The organism is Paraburkholderia sediminicola (assembly GCF_046026855.1).
Lineage (GTDB): Bacteria > Pseudomonadota > Gammaproteobacteria > Burkholderiales > Burkholderiaceae > Paraburkholderia > Paraburkholderia sediminicola_A.
In genome coordinates this window covers 98,013-112,880 of record NZ_JAQQET010000007.1, presented here as the reverse complement: position 1 = coordinate 112,880, position 14,868 = coordinate 98,013, and the positions used below count along the sequence as shown (strand labels likewise).

Here is a 14,868-nt window from a genome sequence, read left to right as displayed (position 1 = left end):
CAAAGTATTCAATGGGACTAACGGGACTAACGGGATCAGCTCCACCGCCACCATTACCACCACAGGCCCGCGATGAATCAGCACTTCGATATCGTCGTAGTGGGCGCCGGTCCAGCCGGGCTGAACGCCGCGCAGGCAGCGGCGCGCGAGGGCGCTACGGTTGCGCTGCTCGACGACAATCCGCGCGCTGGCGGTCAAATCTGGCGGCAGGGTCCCGGTCATTCGCCGCAAGCACCGCTGCAAGGCCTGCTGGCTGCCCTGACGACGCGAACCAATATCACCCTTATGCCGTCGACTCGCGTGATTGCGCCGATGGGTCCAGGCGGTTTGCTGCTTGAGTCGGCTGAACATGGTGGCTTGTCTATCACGTACGATCAGTTGATCCTCGCGACCGGCGCGCGCGAGCGTCTATTGCCATTCACTGGCTGGACGTTGCCCGGCGTGACCGGTGCGGGCGCATTGCAAGCACTCGTCAAAGGCGGCATGCCGGTGCGCGGCGAACGGATCGTGATTGCAGGCAGCGGTCCTTTGCTGATCGCCGCGCTCGCTACCGCGCGTGCTGCCGGGGCGCAGGTGGTGGCGCTCGTCGAGCAGGCGTCGGCGTTCGAGGTCGCCCGATTCGGAATCTCTCTGCTAGGCGAGCCGGCGAAGTTGCGGCAAGCCGTTGCCATGACGCGCGGCTTCGCGGGCGTGCGGTACTGGACCGGCAGCATCGTCGCGCAAGCTGATGGCGATGGCTGTGTCGAGCGCGTGACGATCCGGCGCGGTCAACACGCGTCGACGCTCGACTGCGACCGCATCGCGTGCGGCTATGGACTCGTGCCGAACATCACGCTTGCGCAGGCGCTCGGATGTGCGATCACCGAAGCAGGCGAGATCGTCGTTGACGGTGAGCAGCGGACTTCGGTCGACGGCGTGCTGGCGGCAGGCGAATGCACGGGTGTCGGCGGCGCGGAACTGGCGTGTGTGGAAGGCGAGATCGCGGGCCGCTTCGCGAGCAGCGGCTCGGCAGGCCCCACCTCTGCCAGCACCACACTGGATTCGCAACGAGCGCGATGGCAGCGCTTCGGCCGGCGCGTCGAAGCGGCCTTTGCGTTGCAGGCCGCCGCGCGCACGCCACCCGACGATGCCACGCTGCTCTGCCGTTGCGAAGACGTCAGCATCGGCGAGGTGCGCGCCTATCCGGATTGGCGCGAGGCGAAGCTGCATACCCGCTGCGGGATGGGCGCATGCCAGGGACGAATCTGCGGCGCCGCGGCTGGCCTGTATTTCGGCTGGAACGCTGCGATGCCGCGCCCGCCGTTCAGTCCGGCACAAATCGGCACATTGATGGCGGCGAGCGGCGAGCAGCCGCCGGCTGAATGACACCGGTATCGATACGCCTGGTGGATACTGTCGGCGGCTACTCGGCCCTATAATCGACCGCAACCGCCCCGACCACGGAACCCGCACGATGAACACGCTGGCTCATCCGCTCGAACCGGACGACGCAACGCTATCCAGCATGCTGTCGCATTTCACGCTGCTCGAGCCCGTGTTCGACGCGATGCCGGACGTCGTGTTCTTCGTCAAGGACGTGCACGCCCGCTATGCGCTGGTCAATCGCACGCTGGCTTCGCGCTGCGGCTTCAAGGAAAAGACCGCGTTACTCGGCAAGACCGCCGAGGACGTCTTCCCGCGCCGATTCGGCCGCATCTATACCGCACAGGACGAAGCGATCATCAACGTCGGCAGCCAGATGATCGATCAGCTGGAGCTGCACCTGTATCCCGGCCGCCAGCCGGGTTGGTGCCTGACCTGCAAGCAGCCGTTGCGCGATCCGGCGGGCAAGGTGGTCGGTCTCGCGGGCATCTCCCGCGACCTGAAAGCGGACGAAAGCAGTCATCCCGCTTACAGCCGGTTGGCCGCGGTAGTGCAGTCCATCCAGGAAAACTACGTGCAGCCGCTCAATCTGAAACAGCTTGCTGCGATGGCGGATATGTCGGTGGCGCAACTGGAGCGCTATTTTCACAAAGTGTTTCATTTGACACCGCGCCAGGTGTTGCTGAAAACGCGACTGGACGCCGCCACCGCGCTGCTGGTTTCGCACGACAAGGTCACCGACGTCGCCGCACTCTGCGGCTACACGGACCACAGCGCCTTTACGCGCCAATTCAAGGCGACCGTCGGCGTCACGCCGACCGAGTACCGGATGCTGCTGCACGGAACCTCGCGAAGCTGAGCCGCCGCCCACATGGCTCGTCGCAAGCATCATTACTACGTCTACGTCGTCGCGCTGGACGACACCGTCTGGAACGAGGCACGCTTTCGCCGCGCGAATCCGGATTACCTGTTCGACAAGCCTTGCGTGTACGTGGGAATGACGGGGCTGGACCCGGATCAGCGATTCGACCGGCACAAAGCCGGCATTCAGGCAAATCGCTATGTACGCGATTACGGCCTGCGTCTCGTGCCCGAGTTGTATGAAGTGTTCAATCCAATGCCTTACCGCGGCGCACAGGATATGGAAGTGGAATTGGCGATTGGACTACGCGAAGCGGGGTACGGCGTGTGGCAGGCGTAACTAAAATGTAAAACGTGCCTTATTTCACGCCAAGGCCACGCAGCACTGCATTGCCTTCAGACGTCAGACGGATATGCGAGGCGCCTGCATCGCCGGAGACCGTTTCGATCAAGCCGGCTTCGTGAAGCTGGGGAATCTCGGGTTTCGCGGACGCGTCGATCGGCGCGTGCAGTAACAGCAGCAACGTCGCCAGTTCATGGTGGCTCAGCAGGCGGCGCAGAATCGTGGGCCGCTTCGCCGGTGCGGGCGTGTCGTTCGTGTTGTGATCGGGCTGGTTCATGGAGCGCACCTTGTGCGGGATAGTGTCGGATGGATCATGCGGATGAAGTCTTAAACGATTCTTAAGACACCATTGTGATGTAACACCGTGACACTATGATTGCGCCGGAACACGTTACCGACCGTTACATCTGGCCGATTGTTACCCTTGCTTACCTCATGGCGCGCAGGTTTTGCTGGCCGATTCAATCCACAGATTGCCCACGTGGCGCTTGCCCGCGTAGAAGCGGTAAGTCGTTGCGCCGTTGTCGCCGCGCACCTTGACGATATTCGAATCGCCGAAGTCGAGCATCTGGCCTTGCGGGATTGCCGTGGATTTGAACGCCGCGTTGTGGCTGGTCGCCACTTGAGTCAGGCAGGCGACCACATCGTTGACCGAGCGCTGCGTGGTGGTGTCCGTGACCGGCTCACCGGCATCGGGATTCTTCTGGAAGTACGCGCAAGCGCTGAGAAGCAGGGGAACTGACAGGACTACGGCAAACTTCTTCATATCTCTCCTGGCGTTTCATTCGGCCGACGGGTGCGCGCGGCGCTCGCATGAGGCAGAGTGCCACGCGGCACCGGAGCGCGGATCAACCGCCATTATATCGGTGCGGCGCACCCGCTTGAGCCGATGACGCATGGGCCGTGCCCGATTCGACTGGATTCGCCCACCGCCCACCGCCCACCGCGATCCCCCCTCATTGCCGGCCGATCGCCTATTTGCGGCGCTGGGCCTGCGCAGCGAGCCGCACAGCCGCATTGGCCGCGCCATAGCCGTCGTAGCCGCCGCGTCGTTCCACAATCTCCATAAAAAAGCGCTGATCCAGTTGTTCGGTGTAAGCGTGGAAGAACTCGCCGCCGCGTTCGTCCCGGTCGTACAGGATGTTGTATGCGCGCAGCGCCTCGAGCGTCTGGTCCGGCAGCGCATAGCGGGCGGCGAGGTCGTCATAGTAATTGCGCGGGATGCGCAGCACCGGCAAACCGTCGGCGACGAATTCGGGAATCGCGCTAAAGATGTCGCCAGTGCTGAACGCGACGTGGTTCAGGCCCGAGCCGTGGTAGGTGTGCAAGGATTCAGCCACTGCCGTGTGATGATCCACCGACGCGTTCAGCACGATGCGTACCGAGCCGTCACGACTGCGCAGCGCCCGGCTGCGCACCAGCCCGTACGGGTCGGGCACCAGCACGCCCGGCTCGGCCTGGAAGCCGAACGCGGTCCGCAGAAACAGAACCCATGTATCCAGCGAAGGCGCCGGCACCGAGAGGCAAACGTGATCGATGCGCGTGAGCGGCCCGACTTCGGTCGGACCGTTGATGTCGGTGAGCAGGAAATCGGCTTCGAACAGGGTGGGCTGGTCGGGCGTCTCGTCGACGAAATAGTTCAGGCTGCCGTCGGGTGCCTGCACGGCCGGCAGCACGCGTTCGTTCGGGCCGATCTGGCCGGAGAACGGCGCATAGCCGAACCCGGCGGCGCGCTCGAATGCCTGATTGGCGTCGTCCACGCGAAACGCCGACGCGCATAGCGACAGACCATGCTGCTGGAAGAAGGCGTTGGCGAATGAATCCGGTTCGGCATTCAGCACGATCGACGCCGCGCCATGCTGAAACAGCGTCACATCTTTCGAACGATGCTGGCCGGCCTGGCGAAAGCGCAGCTTGCCGAGCCAGTCGACCAGTTGCGCGCGGGTGGTGTGGTCGACCGCGAACTCGAGAAACTGGTAGCCAACGTGCGCGGGCGCAGCGGGCGATTGATAGAGCTCGCCGACCGGCTGCTGGGTGGATTCAAGCAGTGCGCGAGTCTGTTCTTCGAGGAACAGCAGCGAGCGATGACCGTCCGCCGCGGTGATGGTGGTCGGTGCCGCGCGAAAACCGTCGTTGAAAATTTCAAGCGAAAGCGGCCCTGCGTAGCCGGTTTTCACAATCTGCGCAGTGAAGCCTGCCAGATCGAAATCCCCCTGACCCGGGAAGCAGCGGTAGTGGCGGCTCCATTCGAGCACGTCCATGGCGAGTTTCGGCGCATCGGCGATCTGCACGAAGGCGATGCGCTCGCCCGGAATCTCGGCGATCGCGTCCACCGTATCGTTCAGCGACAGCGTGTGAAAGCTATCGAGCACGAGCCCGAGATTCGGATGATTCACTGCGTTGACGAGTTTCCACGCATGGCGGTAGGTCTTCACGTGCTTGCCCCACGCGAGCGCCTCATAGCCGGCGATCACGCCGGCCGCTTCGGCTGCGCGGGCCAGCGCACCCAACTGGTCGGTCATGAGCGAATCGTCGCCGATGGTGTCGGGCGAGACGTTGCTGCACACCAGAATCCGGTCCGTTCCCAGTTTGTGCATCACGTCGAACTTGCGCTTCGCCCGATCCAGATTGCGTTCGAGGCGCTCGGGGCTCACCCCGTCGAAATCGCGGAATGGCTGGAACAGCATGATCTTCAGACCGAGATCCTCGGCGATGCGCCGCACGTCGGCGGGCGAGCCGTCGAAATACAGCAGGTCGTTCTCGAAGATTTCGACGCCTTCAAAGCCCGCCGCCTGGATTGCGGTCAGCTTCTCGACGAGGGTCCCGCTGATCGACACGGTGGCAATCGAACGTTGCATGAACGGCTCCTGCGAAAACAATGAAACGGCTGTTGGAACTGCGTGAAGTGGCCGCTGTGCCACGTCCGCATGCTCTGCAGTTCGTCATGCTGCAATGCGAAAAATGGTCTATCTGGTTACCTGCAATGACAAACGCACAGGCCGAAAATACCCACACTAATCGAGTTTTTCGACATTCTATACAAACTAACTAGATGGTACAAATTCGTATAAACCCCGAATGACGATTGCATTCAATGCGCGCACACTGCAATCACGTTGTAGAGCCACGGCGCATGCTGTGGCCCGCTTTATGCCTCATTTTTGCAGGAGTGGTCGTCATGAGTTTTGCATCAGTGCTGGTCCTCAATGGACCGAATCTCAACCTGCTAGGCACGCGTGAGCCCGCTATCTATGGCTCGGAAACGCTCGACGACGTCGCGAAACTTTGCAGCGATGCGGGTGAACGGCTCGGTCTGTCGGTCGGTTTCTGCCAATCGAACGCCGAGCATCAAATCATCGACTGGCTGCATGCGGCGCGGGACAAGGTCGACGGCATCGTGATCAATCCGGCGGCTTATACGCATACCTCGGTGGCGATTGCCGACGCGCTCACCGCGATCGAAAAGCCCGTCATCGAAGTGCATATTTCGAATGTGCATCGCCGCGAAGCGTTCCGGCATCACTCGTATGTGTCGCCTGTGGCCGAGGCGATCATCGTCGGTTGTGGTACGCAAGGCTATGTGCTCGCTCTGGAGCGGATGGCGACCATCCTTAAGAATAGGGTGGCTAAATGAACATTCCAGCGAACACACAAACGAACACACAAACGAGTGCCAAATCATTTCTCGTCGGTCTGATCGGTTCGGGCATCGGAGGATCGCTCAGCCCCGCGATGCACGAGGAAGAGGGCAGCGAGCTCGGCCTGCACTATGTGTATCGGCGCATCGATCTGGACACGTTGAAGCTCGACATCACGGCGCTCCCCGATTTACTCATCGCCGCGGAACGCATGGGCTACAACGGACTGAACATCACGTATCCATGCAAGCAGGCGGTCATTCCGTTGCTCGACGAACTCTCCGACGACGCGCGCGCACTCGGCGCGGTCAACACGGTTCTGTTCAAGGACGGCAAACGTATCGGCCACAACACGGATTGGTCCGGTTTCGCCCGCGCGTTTCAACGCGGCTTGCCGGACGTTTCGCTGGAGCGCGTCGTGCAACTGGGCGCCGGCGGCGCTGGCGCGGCGGTCGCGCATGCCGCGCTGACGATGGGCACACAAACGCTCACGCTATTCGACGTGGACGCCGTGCGCGCCACATCGCTGGCCGCGGAATTGCAGGAGCGTTTCCCTGCATCGACCGTCAGCGCCGGCAACTCGCTGGCCGAATCGCTGGCCGTTGCTAACGGCCTGATTCACGCGACGCCCACCGGTATGGCGAAATTGCCGGGCTTGCCGTTGCCGGTCGAATTGCTGCACCGCGGTTTGTGGGTATCGGACATCGTCTATTTCCCGATCCGCACCGCGTTGCTGCAGGCCGCCGAAGCACTCGGCTGCCGCACATTAAGCGGCGGCGGCATGGCGGTGTATCAGGCGGTCGACGCGATGCGCATCTTCACGGGTCTCGAGCCTGACGCCGAGCGCGTTTACACACACTTCCAGGCCTTGTTGCAACGCCCCGAGTGAAGTCCCCCGTCCCGAAGGAAGCCCCCTTTGGGGGATCGGGGGATTAGGGGACGCTAAGCCGGTAGCACGCGAACCGCACACAACCGGTACACAAACCAGACCGAGGAGACAGAGACGACATGCCACAACCCATTCAATCCACGCCCGCCGACGCGACGCGTCAAACAAATGCCGCGGCGAGCACCGGGCGCCGTTCGAAAGCCCGCTATCAGATCCTCGGGCTACTGGCCGTCGGCACGATGATCAACTATCTGGACCGCACGGTGCTCGGCATCGCGGCGCCGCAGTTGACCCGGGAACTCGGTATCAACGCCGCGTTGATGGGGCTGCTGTTCTCTGTGTTCTCGTGGAGCTATGTAGCCTCGCAGATTCCGGGCGGTCTCTTTCTCGATCGCTTTGGCAGCAAGCTCACGTATTTCCTGTCGATGACGTTCTGGTCGCTGTGCACGCTGGCGCAAGGACTCGTGCATGGCATCGGCGCGTTGTTCGTGTTCCGGCTCGGCCTCGGCGTGTCGGAAGCGCCGTGCTTTCCGACCAATAGCCGCGTGGTGGCCACATGGTTTCCGCAGAGCGAACGCGCGATGGCGACCGGCACGTACACGGTCGGCGAATATATCGGTCTCGCGTTTTTTAGCCCGTTTCTGTTCATGTTGATGGGCGCGTTCGGCTGGCGCTCGCTGTTCTACGTGGTGGGCGGCGTGGGCCTCGTGTTTGGTGTGATCTGGTGGACGTTCTATCGTGAGCCGCACGATCATCCGTCCGTCAATCAGGCGGAGCTCGACTATATCGAAGCAGGCGGCGGTCTGACACAGCGGAAGAAAGACGCCGACCTTTCCGGCGCACCGGCTGCAGCGGCAAAGAGCGGTTTCGAATGGCGCACCATTGGACGCCTGCTCAAGCATCGTCAGCTCACGGGCATCTGCCTCGGCCAGTTCGCCGGTAACTCGACGCTGGTGTTCTTCCTCACCTGGTTCCCCACCTATCTCGCCACCGAACGCCATATGGCATGGCTGAAGATCGGTTTCTTCGCGATCATGCCGTTCATTGCCGCGTCGATCGGTGTGATGTTCGGCGGCCTCTTCTCCGACTGGCTGCTGCGTCGTGGCAAATCGCCGAATGTAGCGCGCAAGCTGCCGATCATCGCCGGCCTGCTGCTCGCGTCGACAATCATTCTCGCCAACTATGTCGAGAGCAACGTAGTGGTGATCGCGATTCTGTCGGTGGCGTTTTTCGCGCAGGGGATGGCGGCGCTGGGCTGGACGCTGGTGTCGGATATTGCGCCCGAAGGCCTGCTTGGCGTGACCGGCGGTATCTTCAACTTTGCCGCCAATCTGGCCGGCATTGTGACGCCGCTGGTGGTGGGTTTCATCGTCGCGGCAACCGGCTCGTTTGTCGGTGCGCTGGTGTTTATCGGCGCGGTCGCGTTGATCGGCGCGCTGTCGTACATTTTTATCGTCGGCGATATCAAGCGGATCGTGCTGGTGGATTGAGCCGCACGGCTTGATCGAATAGCTTGAGCAAAAAAAGCGGAACCTGGTCTTAGCCAGGTTCCGCTTTTTCGTATCCGCCTTGCTTCAGTCTTCCTTGCGTACGAAACGCAGTACGGCGTCGACGATCATCGCGCGATGACGCGCGCGCAGGCGCGGGTGCGACGGATCGCGGCCGAACGCCGTACCAAAGGTATGGCGATTGCCGATGCGGTGAAAGCACAGCGAGCTGATCATCAGATGCAGATCGATCGCATCGATATCGCTGCGGAACAGTCCCGCCGCGATGCCGCGCGAGAGCAGATCTTCGATCGTATGAATGACGGTGACGTTGCGGCCTTTGAAGGTCTTCACCTGCTCGACGTATTTCGCGCCGTGAATGTTCTCGATCGTCACGAGGCGTACGAAGTCGCGCTGACGGTCGTGATAATCGAACGTGAACTCGACCAGCGCGCGCATGCCCTCGATCGGATCGAGTTCGCTGACGTGCAGATCCTGTTCGAGCGCGCGAATGTCGCCGTACACTTTTTCCAGCACGGCCTGGTACAACCCCTCTTTGCTGCCGAAGTAGTAGTACAGCATGCGCTTGGTGGTGTTCGTGCGCTCTGCGATCGCGTCGACGCGCGCACCGGTCAGTCCCATCGCGGAGAACTCCTGCGTCGCGACGTCGAGAATGTTGCGCTTCGTCTGTTCGGGATCGTACTTGCGTCGGGCGTCGGTGCGCGGAGCGTTGGACGCGATGCCGTTGGTATCAGGCTCGGCGGCCTTGCTTCCCTTTTTCATTGTGTATTCGAGCGGCAGTGACGGCGCATTCTAGCATGGTAAAACCGGCCTCTGGAGCGGGTCCCGGGCATAAGCAGCGCCGTATCGCGCGGCGTATTGAATAGCATCACGGCGAAGGGAGTCAAGGTGTCGACCGGGTCGAGGGGTGCCGGGCGGCGAGGGCGTCGCGCGTCTGCATGGCGGTGTAGGTGAGTTGCGCGGCCGCGAGACCGAGCGCGCCGTAGGTGGGCGTCAGGCCGAAGGCCGCGAAAGCGTCGGGCACCGGCCGTTCGCCGGAGATGGCCGCTGCCAGCAATTCGCCCGAGACAGTGGTGGGCGCCATGCCGTGGCCGCCGAAGCCGACTGCGTACCAGACGCCGTCCGCGCTGCAACCAATTTGCGGCATCTTGTGCCGCGCGTAGCTCATCAGGCCGCCCCAGGCGTGTTCGATACGCACGTCGTGTAGCTGCGGATACACCTTCAGCAGATCACGCCGTAGCAGCCGCGCGATGACGTCAGGAGCGCGGTCGCGAACCGAGATGCGGCCGCCCCACAGGATGCGTGTGTCGGGCAGCGGGCGGTAATAGTCGAAGGCGAAGCGGGTGTCGTAGACGGCGGCGCGGGTGTCCATCGCGTCTTTCAGGCGTGCGCCGAGCGGTTCAGTGGCCATCACGTAGGTGGCGATCGGCAGGACCGCGCGCTCGACCCGTGCATAGACGTTGCGCGCATAGCCGCCGCTGGCCATCACAACGTGTCGTGCTTCGAGCGCGCCATGCGGCGTATGCACCACGAAACCGGCGCCATCGCGCCGGGCGCCGTCGCGCTCCAGGCGCACAACGGGCGACTTCTCGTGAATCTGCACGCCCGCGCTGGCCGCGGCGCTAGCGATACCGAGCACGTATTTCAGCGGATGAAAGTGGAACGCGTTGCGCTCGAACAGGCCGCCGTGATAACGGCTCGTCTTCAGTTGTGAGGCGAGTTCCGCGGCTGCCATGGGTTCCCACTCGACGCCGAATGAATCCCGCATCAGACGCCGCTGCATGTCGAGCCTTGCCGGTTTGTCGAACCAGTTGGCGAGGATCACACCGGCGTCGGTCACGTCACAATCGATGCGGTAGCGCTGGATACGCTTACGCATCAGATCGACCGCGTCGGTTGTCAGCGTATAGAGTTCGCGCGCGCGGGCCGGCCCGAGGGTTTTCAGCAGATCCGCGCAATCGAGGCTATAGCCGCCGAACACGAAGCCGCCGTTGCGGCCTGAGGCGCCGAAGCCGACCTGCTCGGCCTCGAGCACGGCTACGTCGGCGACGCCGCGTTCGGCGAGCCCCAAGGCCGTGGACAAACCCGCGAGGCCTGCGCCAATGATGCAGACGTTGACGCTCCGCCGGCCGGTTAGCGGCGCGTAAGCGGACGGTTGCCCGGCAGAGCGCGTGACGGTGGCTTCGTAAAAGTTTTGCATGGAGTCAGGGTAACGGGAATGTCGCGCCCACGTCCAGCCATCGCGCGATGACCGCGCCGGGGATGCGGATAAACAAAGGCCGGCATCCGCAGAAAGCGCATGCCGGCCTTGCCCGCTGATACCGAACTGGTTCAGGACACCGGCAGCAGCTTGCCGCTGAACACCACCGGACCGCTAGGCGCGTTGTGATCGGGCGAGCCGCCCGGTGCTTCGATCGAGACCGCCAGCGCCTCGTAGCTCTCCGGCTTCTGCACGCCGGCCGTCACCCTGCCGCTGGCGCTGTCAGGCAACATGCCGAGCGAGACCGGATGACCGTTCGCCGGAATGCCCCACAGCTCCATCGCCCGGCCCGCCGGCAAGTCGACCTTGCCGAGCGGATGCAGCGTCATGGTGGAGCGGGCTTCGTCCCAGGCGACCAGCATCACCGGATGCGCTTCCTTATTGTTCAGCACGGCCACATGCGAAACGGCCGTTTCCGGCTGCTGCGCGACGGTCGGCGCCGTGAAAGGCGTCACCCCGGACGGCAACAGCGAGCGCACCGCGACCACGACGGCGACCGCGGCCAGTCCCGTGACGCCGAGTGCCCAGCCACGCCAGAACGCGAGGTTTTCGAAGATGCTGCGGGACGGCCGCGCGGGCTTTTCGACCACGGTGCGCGGTCGTGCCGCTTCACGCGCTGCGGTGAGGCCGAGACGCCTCTCGATGGCATCCCACACGGCGGCCGGCGGCATGCGCGGCTCCGCGAGTTCGGCCAACGGCGAGATCCGCCGCTGCCATTCTTCGACCGCCTGACGAATGACCGTATCGTGGTCCGCGTAGCGCTCGAAGCGGCGCCGGGCGCCCCCGCGCAGGGTGCCGAGCACATACTCGGCGGCCAGCATATCGACCAGTTGAGGATAGCGATGGAGATTCATCACTCGCCTCCCAGGCAGGTTTTCAGTTTGGCCAGGCCACGCCGGATCCAGGATTTGATGGTGCCGAGCGGCACCGTTAGAACTTCGGCGATCTCGCTATGGCTTTGATCGCGCAGGTAGGCGAGCGCAACCGCCTGACGCTGCGCCGGTTCCAGTTGCTGCATGCAGCCGGCCAGCAAACGTGCCTGCAGGCTGACCGCGGTCAGCGCTTCGGGATCCGGATCGCCGGTTGCCACAAGATCGTCCAACGCATCGCTCCATTCTGTTTCCTGTGGATTGACCCGCCGCAGGTGATCGAGAGCACGGTTCCGGACGATCGCCGACATCCACGTCATGGGGGCGGACAGTGCCCGGCGGTAGTCGCCGGCAAAGCGCCAGATATTGACGAAGCTGTCCTGCAATACTTCTTCGGCCCACTCGTGCCTGCTCAATATACGGAGCGCGAGGCCAAACAGTTTCGGGGCCGCGAGATCATATAGCTCGCGCAGGGCCGCGGCGTCTTCTTTGGCAATGCGTTCGAGCAACCCGGCGAGGGTTTCCGGCGTCAGTTCTCGAGGATTGGCGGTCATGGAAAGTGATGTGGTGGGCTTGCGGGCCTATGTTACTCAGTTTCTTCCCGGTCTTATATGTGATTTTTCTCGCGTGGGCTGCATCCATCGAGCTTGTTGCTGCGTATATGGTGCGGGGCCTTGGCGCGTCCTGGCGTTGTGTCTTCGCAGAGCAGAGTTAAAAGTCGCGACGGGCGCGGCATTAAAGACGCATTAACGGGTGACTTGAACACGGGGTGCGTGTGCAGGGAGGCGTAGGGCCGTTGCACAAGCCTGATGAGTGGCGGGCAACGGAGCCACGCGACGCGGGATGGATAATGCGGCGCGGGCGTGTTCGACGGTGAAGGGCGGCGGGCTCATTCCAGATGAGGTTCGGGCCGTTGTCGATTGCTCGACAGCGGCCCGGATCGGAATGGGTTCGCCTGCCTGTTTGGGCCTGTTTGCCTTTTCTTTCGAGCGTTGCCGGTTGCTCCCGGCCGCGTTGGGTCGACTTTAGCCGCCCCAGCGCAACACCAGTGGATCGAGCCGCCGCGCGACTTTCAGCAAGCCTGCTCGCGTGGCCGCATGCATTGATGGCAACGGATGGCGCACCGCGTCCGATCGAATCACGCCGCCTTCTTTCATCAAAGCCTTGCACGACGCGAGGCCGCCCTGGCGGTTTTCATAGTTGATGAGCGGTAGCCACTGCTGATAATGCGCGGCGGCCGCTTCCGTGTCGCCCGCTGCATAGGTGTCGACGATCAACCGGATACCGTCCGCGTAACCGCCGCCGGTCATCGAACCGGTTGCGCCCGCATCGAGATCGGCCATCAGCGTGATCGCTTCTTCGCCATCCCACGGACCCACCACGGCATCGCCGCCCAGCTCGATCAGTTCGCGCAGCTTGTTCGCCGCTTGCGGCACTTCGATCTTGAAGTACGAAACGTTCTGCAGTTCACGCGCCATACGCGCGAGAAACGGCGCCGACAGCGCCGTGCCGCTGACCGGCGCGTCCTGGATCATGATCGGAATCCCGATTGCATCGGACACCGTGCGATAGAACTCATAGATGCCGCGCTCGCCGATGCGGATCGTCGCGCCGTGATACGGCGGCATGATCATCACCATCGCGGCGCCCGCCGCTTGCGCGCTGCGGCTGCGTTCAGCGCACAGGTGCGAGCTGAAATGCGTGGTCGTGACGATCACCGGCACGCGGCCGGCGACGTGTTCGAGTACCAGGTGCATCAGCGTGTTGCGCTCGTCGTCGGACAGCGCGAATTGCTCCGAGAAGTTCGCCAGAATGCACAGACCGTTCGAACCCGCGTCGATCATGAAATCGATGCAGCGTTTCTGGCCTTCCAGGTCGAGACGGCCGGTCTCGTCGAAGATGGTCGGCGCGACGGGGAACACGCCGCGCAATGCAGCAGGGTTAGGTGTCTGGGTCATGATGATGTGCGTTGTACCGAGGTGGTCAGGCGTGGGTTTTTGAATGTCTCCGCCGTTGACTATACGGCGGCGTGCGTGGCGGGTATATTGAATTGTTTCCATCTTGTGATCGCTTTTGCGACTCACCCAGCAGCAGCCCTGCAATCCATGAAAGACACCCTGAACGTTCTGCTGTCGAGACTGCGCATGAAGCAGCTGCAATTGCTGATCGCACTCGACGACCACACGTCGCTGCACAAGGCCGCCGGCGCGATGTCGATGACGCAATCGGCCGCCAGCAAGGCGCTACAGGAGCTGGAGTCGATGTTCGAGGCACCGCTCTTCGAACGCTCGAAGAGCGGCATGATTCCGAACCAGCTTGGCCACTGCGTGATCCGCTACGCGCGGCTCGTGGCGACGGACCTGACCGCGTTGTGCCAGGACGTCGCCGAGATACGTTCGGGGCGCGGCGGGCGTCTTGCGGTCGGCGCGATCATGGGCGCGATTCCAGAATGCGTCGTGCCGGCGCTGAACGATCTGCATGCCGGGCAGCCGGGTTTGTCGATTGAAGTGGTTGAAGACACGAGCGCGCGCATGCTGCTGCAACTCGACCAGGGCCGGCTCGATCTGGTGATCGGGCGTGCGGCGGTTGCCGCCGATCCGTCGAAATATCACTATCGTCCGCTGGGGGACGAGCCCTTATCCGTGGTGGTGGGTTATGGCCATCCGCCGTTGCCCAGGAAGGAAGTGAAACTGCGCGACCTGGCCGGCCATCGTTGGGTGATGTATCCGTCGCATATGCCGTTGCACGCGTTGCTTGAACGGGAGATGGATCTGGCGGGTCTCGAGATGCCGGACAATCCAATCTCGACCGCTTCCACCTTCGTGACGGTGGCGCTTCTGCAAAGCAGTCCCGATCTGGTTTCGCTCTTGCCAACCGCGATCGCGGAGTTGTTCGTGCGGCAGAAAATGTTGCGCTTCGTGCCGGTCAAACTGAAGTCGCCTTCGCAGACTTTCGGCGTTGTGACGCGCAAAGGCGGCGTGCTGTCGCCGCCGGCTGAGCAATTTATCGAGTTATTGCGTGGGCGGGCGGTGGGGCAGGCGGTGGCGCCGCTGGGCAATCCGGTGGTGAAAAAGGAAAAACCGCAAAAAACGCGAAAAACCGCCTGAAACAGCGATTCTTCGACTTGCTCAAGACGTC

At 62.8% G+C, this 14,868-nt stretch carries 15 protein-coding genes; 7 read left to right on the top strand and 8 right to left on the bottom strand.

All coding sequences use genetic code 11. From position 1 onward, the window contains the following. Positions 1 to 72: 72 nt before the first annotated feature. From PQR40_RS09985 to PQR40_RS09975, 3 genes are all read left to right on the top strand, one after another. Positions 73 to 1,365, top strand: coding sequence for an FAD-dependent oxidoreductase (locus PQR40_RS09985; protein WP_408508907.1), 1,293 nt, complete (start codon positions 73 to 75; stop codon positions 1,363 to 1,365). A gap of 88 nt (positions 1,366 to 1,453) precedes the next feature. Further along, on the top strand, positions 1,454 to 2,221 hold the full coding sequence (locus PQR40_RS09980) for an AraC family transcriptional regulator (RefSeq protein WP_408229623.1): 768 nt from the start codon (positions 1,454 to 1,456) through the stop codon (positions 2,219 to 2,221). Between the two features lie 12 nt (positions 2,222 to 2,233). Next, the gene (locus PQR40_RS09975) at positions 2,234 to 2,563 is read left to right on the top strand and encodes a hypothetical protein (protein WP_408229626.1); all 330 of its coding nucleotides are present in this window, start codon (positions 2,234 to 2,236) and stop codon (positions 2,561 to 2,563) included. 19 nt (positions 2,564 to 2,582) lie between these two features. On the opposite strand, the gene PQR40_RS09970 is transcribed toward PQR40_RS09975, so the two are convergent. From PQR40_RS09970 to PQR40_RS09960, 3 genes are all read right to left on the bottom strand, one after another. Next, a complete protein-coding gene (locus PQR40_RS09970; protein ID WP_408215466.1) occupies positions 2,583 to 2,843 on the bottom strand; it encodes a hypothetical protein in 261 nt (86 codons plus the stop codon). Between the two features lie 156 nt (positions 2,844 to 2,999). Then, entirely contained in the window at positions 3,000 to 3,332 is a 333-nt protein-coding gene (locus PQR40_RS09965) for a hypothetical protein (protein WP_408229629.1), read from the bottom strand. A 208-nt stretch (positions 3,333 to 3,540) separates the two neighbouring features. Next, on the bottom strand, positions 3,541 to 5,424 hold the full coding sequence (locus PQR40_RS09960; RefSeq protein ID WP_408508906.1) for a bifunctional sugar phosphate isomerase/epimerase/4-hydroxyphenylpyruvate dioxygenase family protein: 1,884 nt from the start codon (positions 5,422 to 5,424) through the stop codon (positions 3,541 to 3,543). Between the two features lie 320 nt (positions 5,425 to 5,744). Here PQR40_RS09960 and aroQ point away from each other — a divergent pair, with 320 nt between their 5' ends. The 3 genes from aroQ (at position 5,745) to PQR40_RS09945 (ending at position 8,583) form a co-directional block, all read left to right on the top strand. Further along, the gene (aroQ, locus tag PQR40_RS09955) at positions 5,745 to 6,200 is read left to right on the top strand and encodes a type II 3-dehydroquinate dehydratase (RefSeq protein ID WP_408335195.1); all 456 of its coding nucleotides are present in this window, start codon (positions 5,745 to 5,747) and stop codon (positions 6,198 to 6,200) included. Further along, positions 6,197 to 7,093, top strand: coding sequence for a shikimate dehydrogenase (locus PQR40_RS09950; protein ID WP_408508905.1), 897 nt, complete (start codon positions 6,197 to 6,199; stop codon positions 7,091 to 7,093). Before aroQ ends, PQR40_RS09950 begins: the two co-directional genes overlap by 4 nt. A gap of 119 nt (positions 7,094 to 7,212) precedes the next feature. Beyond that, positions 7,213 to 8,583 carry an MFS transporter gene (locus PQR40_RS09945; RefSeq protein ID WP_408335198.1) on the top strand — a complete coding sequence of 457 codons (1,371 nt, stop codon included), beginning with the start codon at positions 7,213 to 7,215 and terminating at the stop codon, positions 8,581 to 8,583. Positions 8,584 to 8,667: 84 nt separating this feature from the next. Here PQR40_RS09945 and PQR40_RS09940 read toward each other — a convergent pair whose 3' ends face one another. The 5 genes from PQR40_RS09940 to PQR40_RS09920 form a co-directional block, all read right to left on the bottom strand. Further along, positions 8,668 to 9,363, bottom strand: coding sequence for a TetR/AcrR family transcriptional regulator (locus PQR40_RS09940; protein WP_408229642.1), 696 nt, complete (start codon positions 9,361 to 9,363; stop codon positions 8,668 to 8,670). Positions 9,364 to 9,484: 121 nt separating this feature from the next. Then, a complete protein-coding gene (locus PQR40_RS09935; protein ID WP_408508904.1) occupies positions 9,485 to 10,801 on the bottom strand; it encodes an NAD(P)/FAD-dependent oxidoreductase in 1,317 nt (438 codons plus the stop codon). Between the two features lie 131 nt (positions 10,802 to 10,932). Then, the gene (locus PQR40_RS09930; protein WP_408508903.1) at positions 10,933 to 11,715 is read right to left on the bottom strand and encodes an anti-sigma factor; all 783 of its coding nucleotides are present in this window, start codon (positions 11,713 to 11,715) and stop codon (positions 10,933 to 10,935) included. Next, complete coding sequence (locus PQR40_RS09925) at positions 11,715 to 12,284, bottom strand: RNA polymerase sigma factor (protein WP_408215486.1); 570 nt, start codon at positions 12,282 to 12,284, stop codon at positions 11,715 to 11,717. The genes PQR40_RS09930 and PQR40_RS09925 overlap by 1 nt, the downstream gene beginning before the upstream one ends. 471 nt (positions 12,285 to 12,755) lie before the next feature. Then, a complete protein-coding gene (locus PQR40_RS09920; RefSeq protein ID WP_408508902.1) occupies positions 12,756 to 13,688 on the bottom strand; it encodes a dihydrodipicolinate synthase family protein in 933 nt (310 codons plus the stop codon). A 147-nt stretch (positions 13,689 to 13,835) separates the two neighbouring features. On the opposite strand from PQR40_RS09920, the gene PQR40_RS09915 reads away from it, so the two are divergent. Next, positions 13,836 to 14,837, top strand: a complete 1,002-nt coding sequence (locus tag PQR40_RS09915) for a LysR family transcriptional regulator (RefSeq protein WP_408508901.1) — start codon at positions 13,836 to 13,838, stop codon at positions 14,835 to 14,837. The last annotated feature ends 31 nt before the right edge of the window (positions 14,838 to 14,868 follow it).

What these genes read in the sequence shown, in the direction of transcription:
- PQR40_RS09930 (WP_408508903.1), bottom strand. Translation starts at nt 11,715, where the DNA reads ATGAATCTCCATCGCTATCCTCAACTGGTCGATATGCTGGCCGCCGAG.
- aroQ (WP_408335195.1), top strand. Translation starts at nt 5,745, where the DNA reads ATGAGTTTTGCATCAGTGCTGGTCCTCAATGGACCGAATCTCAACCTG.
- PQR40_RS09915 (WP_408508901.1), top strand. Translation starts at nt 13,836, where the DNA reads ATGAAAGACACCCTGAACGTTCTGCTGTCGAGACTGCGCATGAAGCAG.
- PQR40_RS09920 (WP_408508902.1), bottom strand. Translation starts at nt 13,688, where the DNA reads ATGACCCAGACACCTAACCCTGCTGCATTGCGCGGCGTGTTCCCCGTC.
- PQR40_RS09960 (WP_408508906.1), bottom strand. Translation starts at nt 5,424, where the DNA reads ATGCAACGTTCGATTGCCACCGTGTCGATCAGCGGGACCCTCGTCGAG.
- PQR40_RS09935 (WP_408508904.1), bottom strand. Translation starts at nt 10,801, where the DNA reads ATGCAAAACTTTTACGAAGCCACCGTCACGCGCTCTGCCGGGCAACCG.
- PQR40_RS09985 (WP_408508907.1), top strand. Translation starts at nt 73, where the DNA reads ATGAATCAGCACTTCGATATCGTCGTAGTGGGCGCCGGTCCAGCCGGG.
- PQR40_RS09945 (WP_408335198.1), top strand. Translation starts at nt 7,213, where the DNA reads ATGCCACAACCCATTCAATCCACGCCCGCCGACGCGACGCGTCAAACA.
- PQR40_RS09970 (WP_408215466.1), bottom strand. Translation starts at nt 2,843, where the DNA reads ATGAACCAGCCCGATCACAACACGAACGACACGCCCGCACCGGCGAAG.
- PQR40_RS09975 (WP_408229626.1), top strand. Translation starts at nt 2,234, where the DNA reads ATGGCTCGTCGCAAGCATCATTACTACGTCTACGTCGTCGCGCTGGAC.
- PQR40_RS09925 (WP_408215486.1), bottom strand. Translation starts at nt 12,284, where the DNA reads ATGACCGCCAATCCTCGAGAACTGACGCCGGAAACCCTCGCCGGGTTG.
- PQR40_RS09965 (WP_408229629.1), bottom strand. Translation starts at nt 3,332, where the DNA reads ATGAAGAAGTTTGCCGTAGTCCTGTCAGTTCCCCTGCTTCTCAGCGCT.
- PQR40_RS09950 (WP_408508905.1), top strand. Translation starts at nt 6,197, where the DNA reads ATGAACATTCCAGCGAACACACAAACGAACACACAAACGAGTGCCAAA.
- PQR40_RS09980 (WP_408229623.1), top strand. Translation starts at nt 1,454, where the DNA reads ATGAACACGCTGGCTCATCCGCTCGAACCGGACGACGCAACGCTATCC.
- PQR40_RS09940 (WP_408229642.1), bottom strand. Translation starts at nt 9,363, where the DNA reads ATGAAAAAGGGAAGCAAGGCCGCCGAGCCTGATACCAACGGCATCGCG.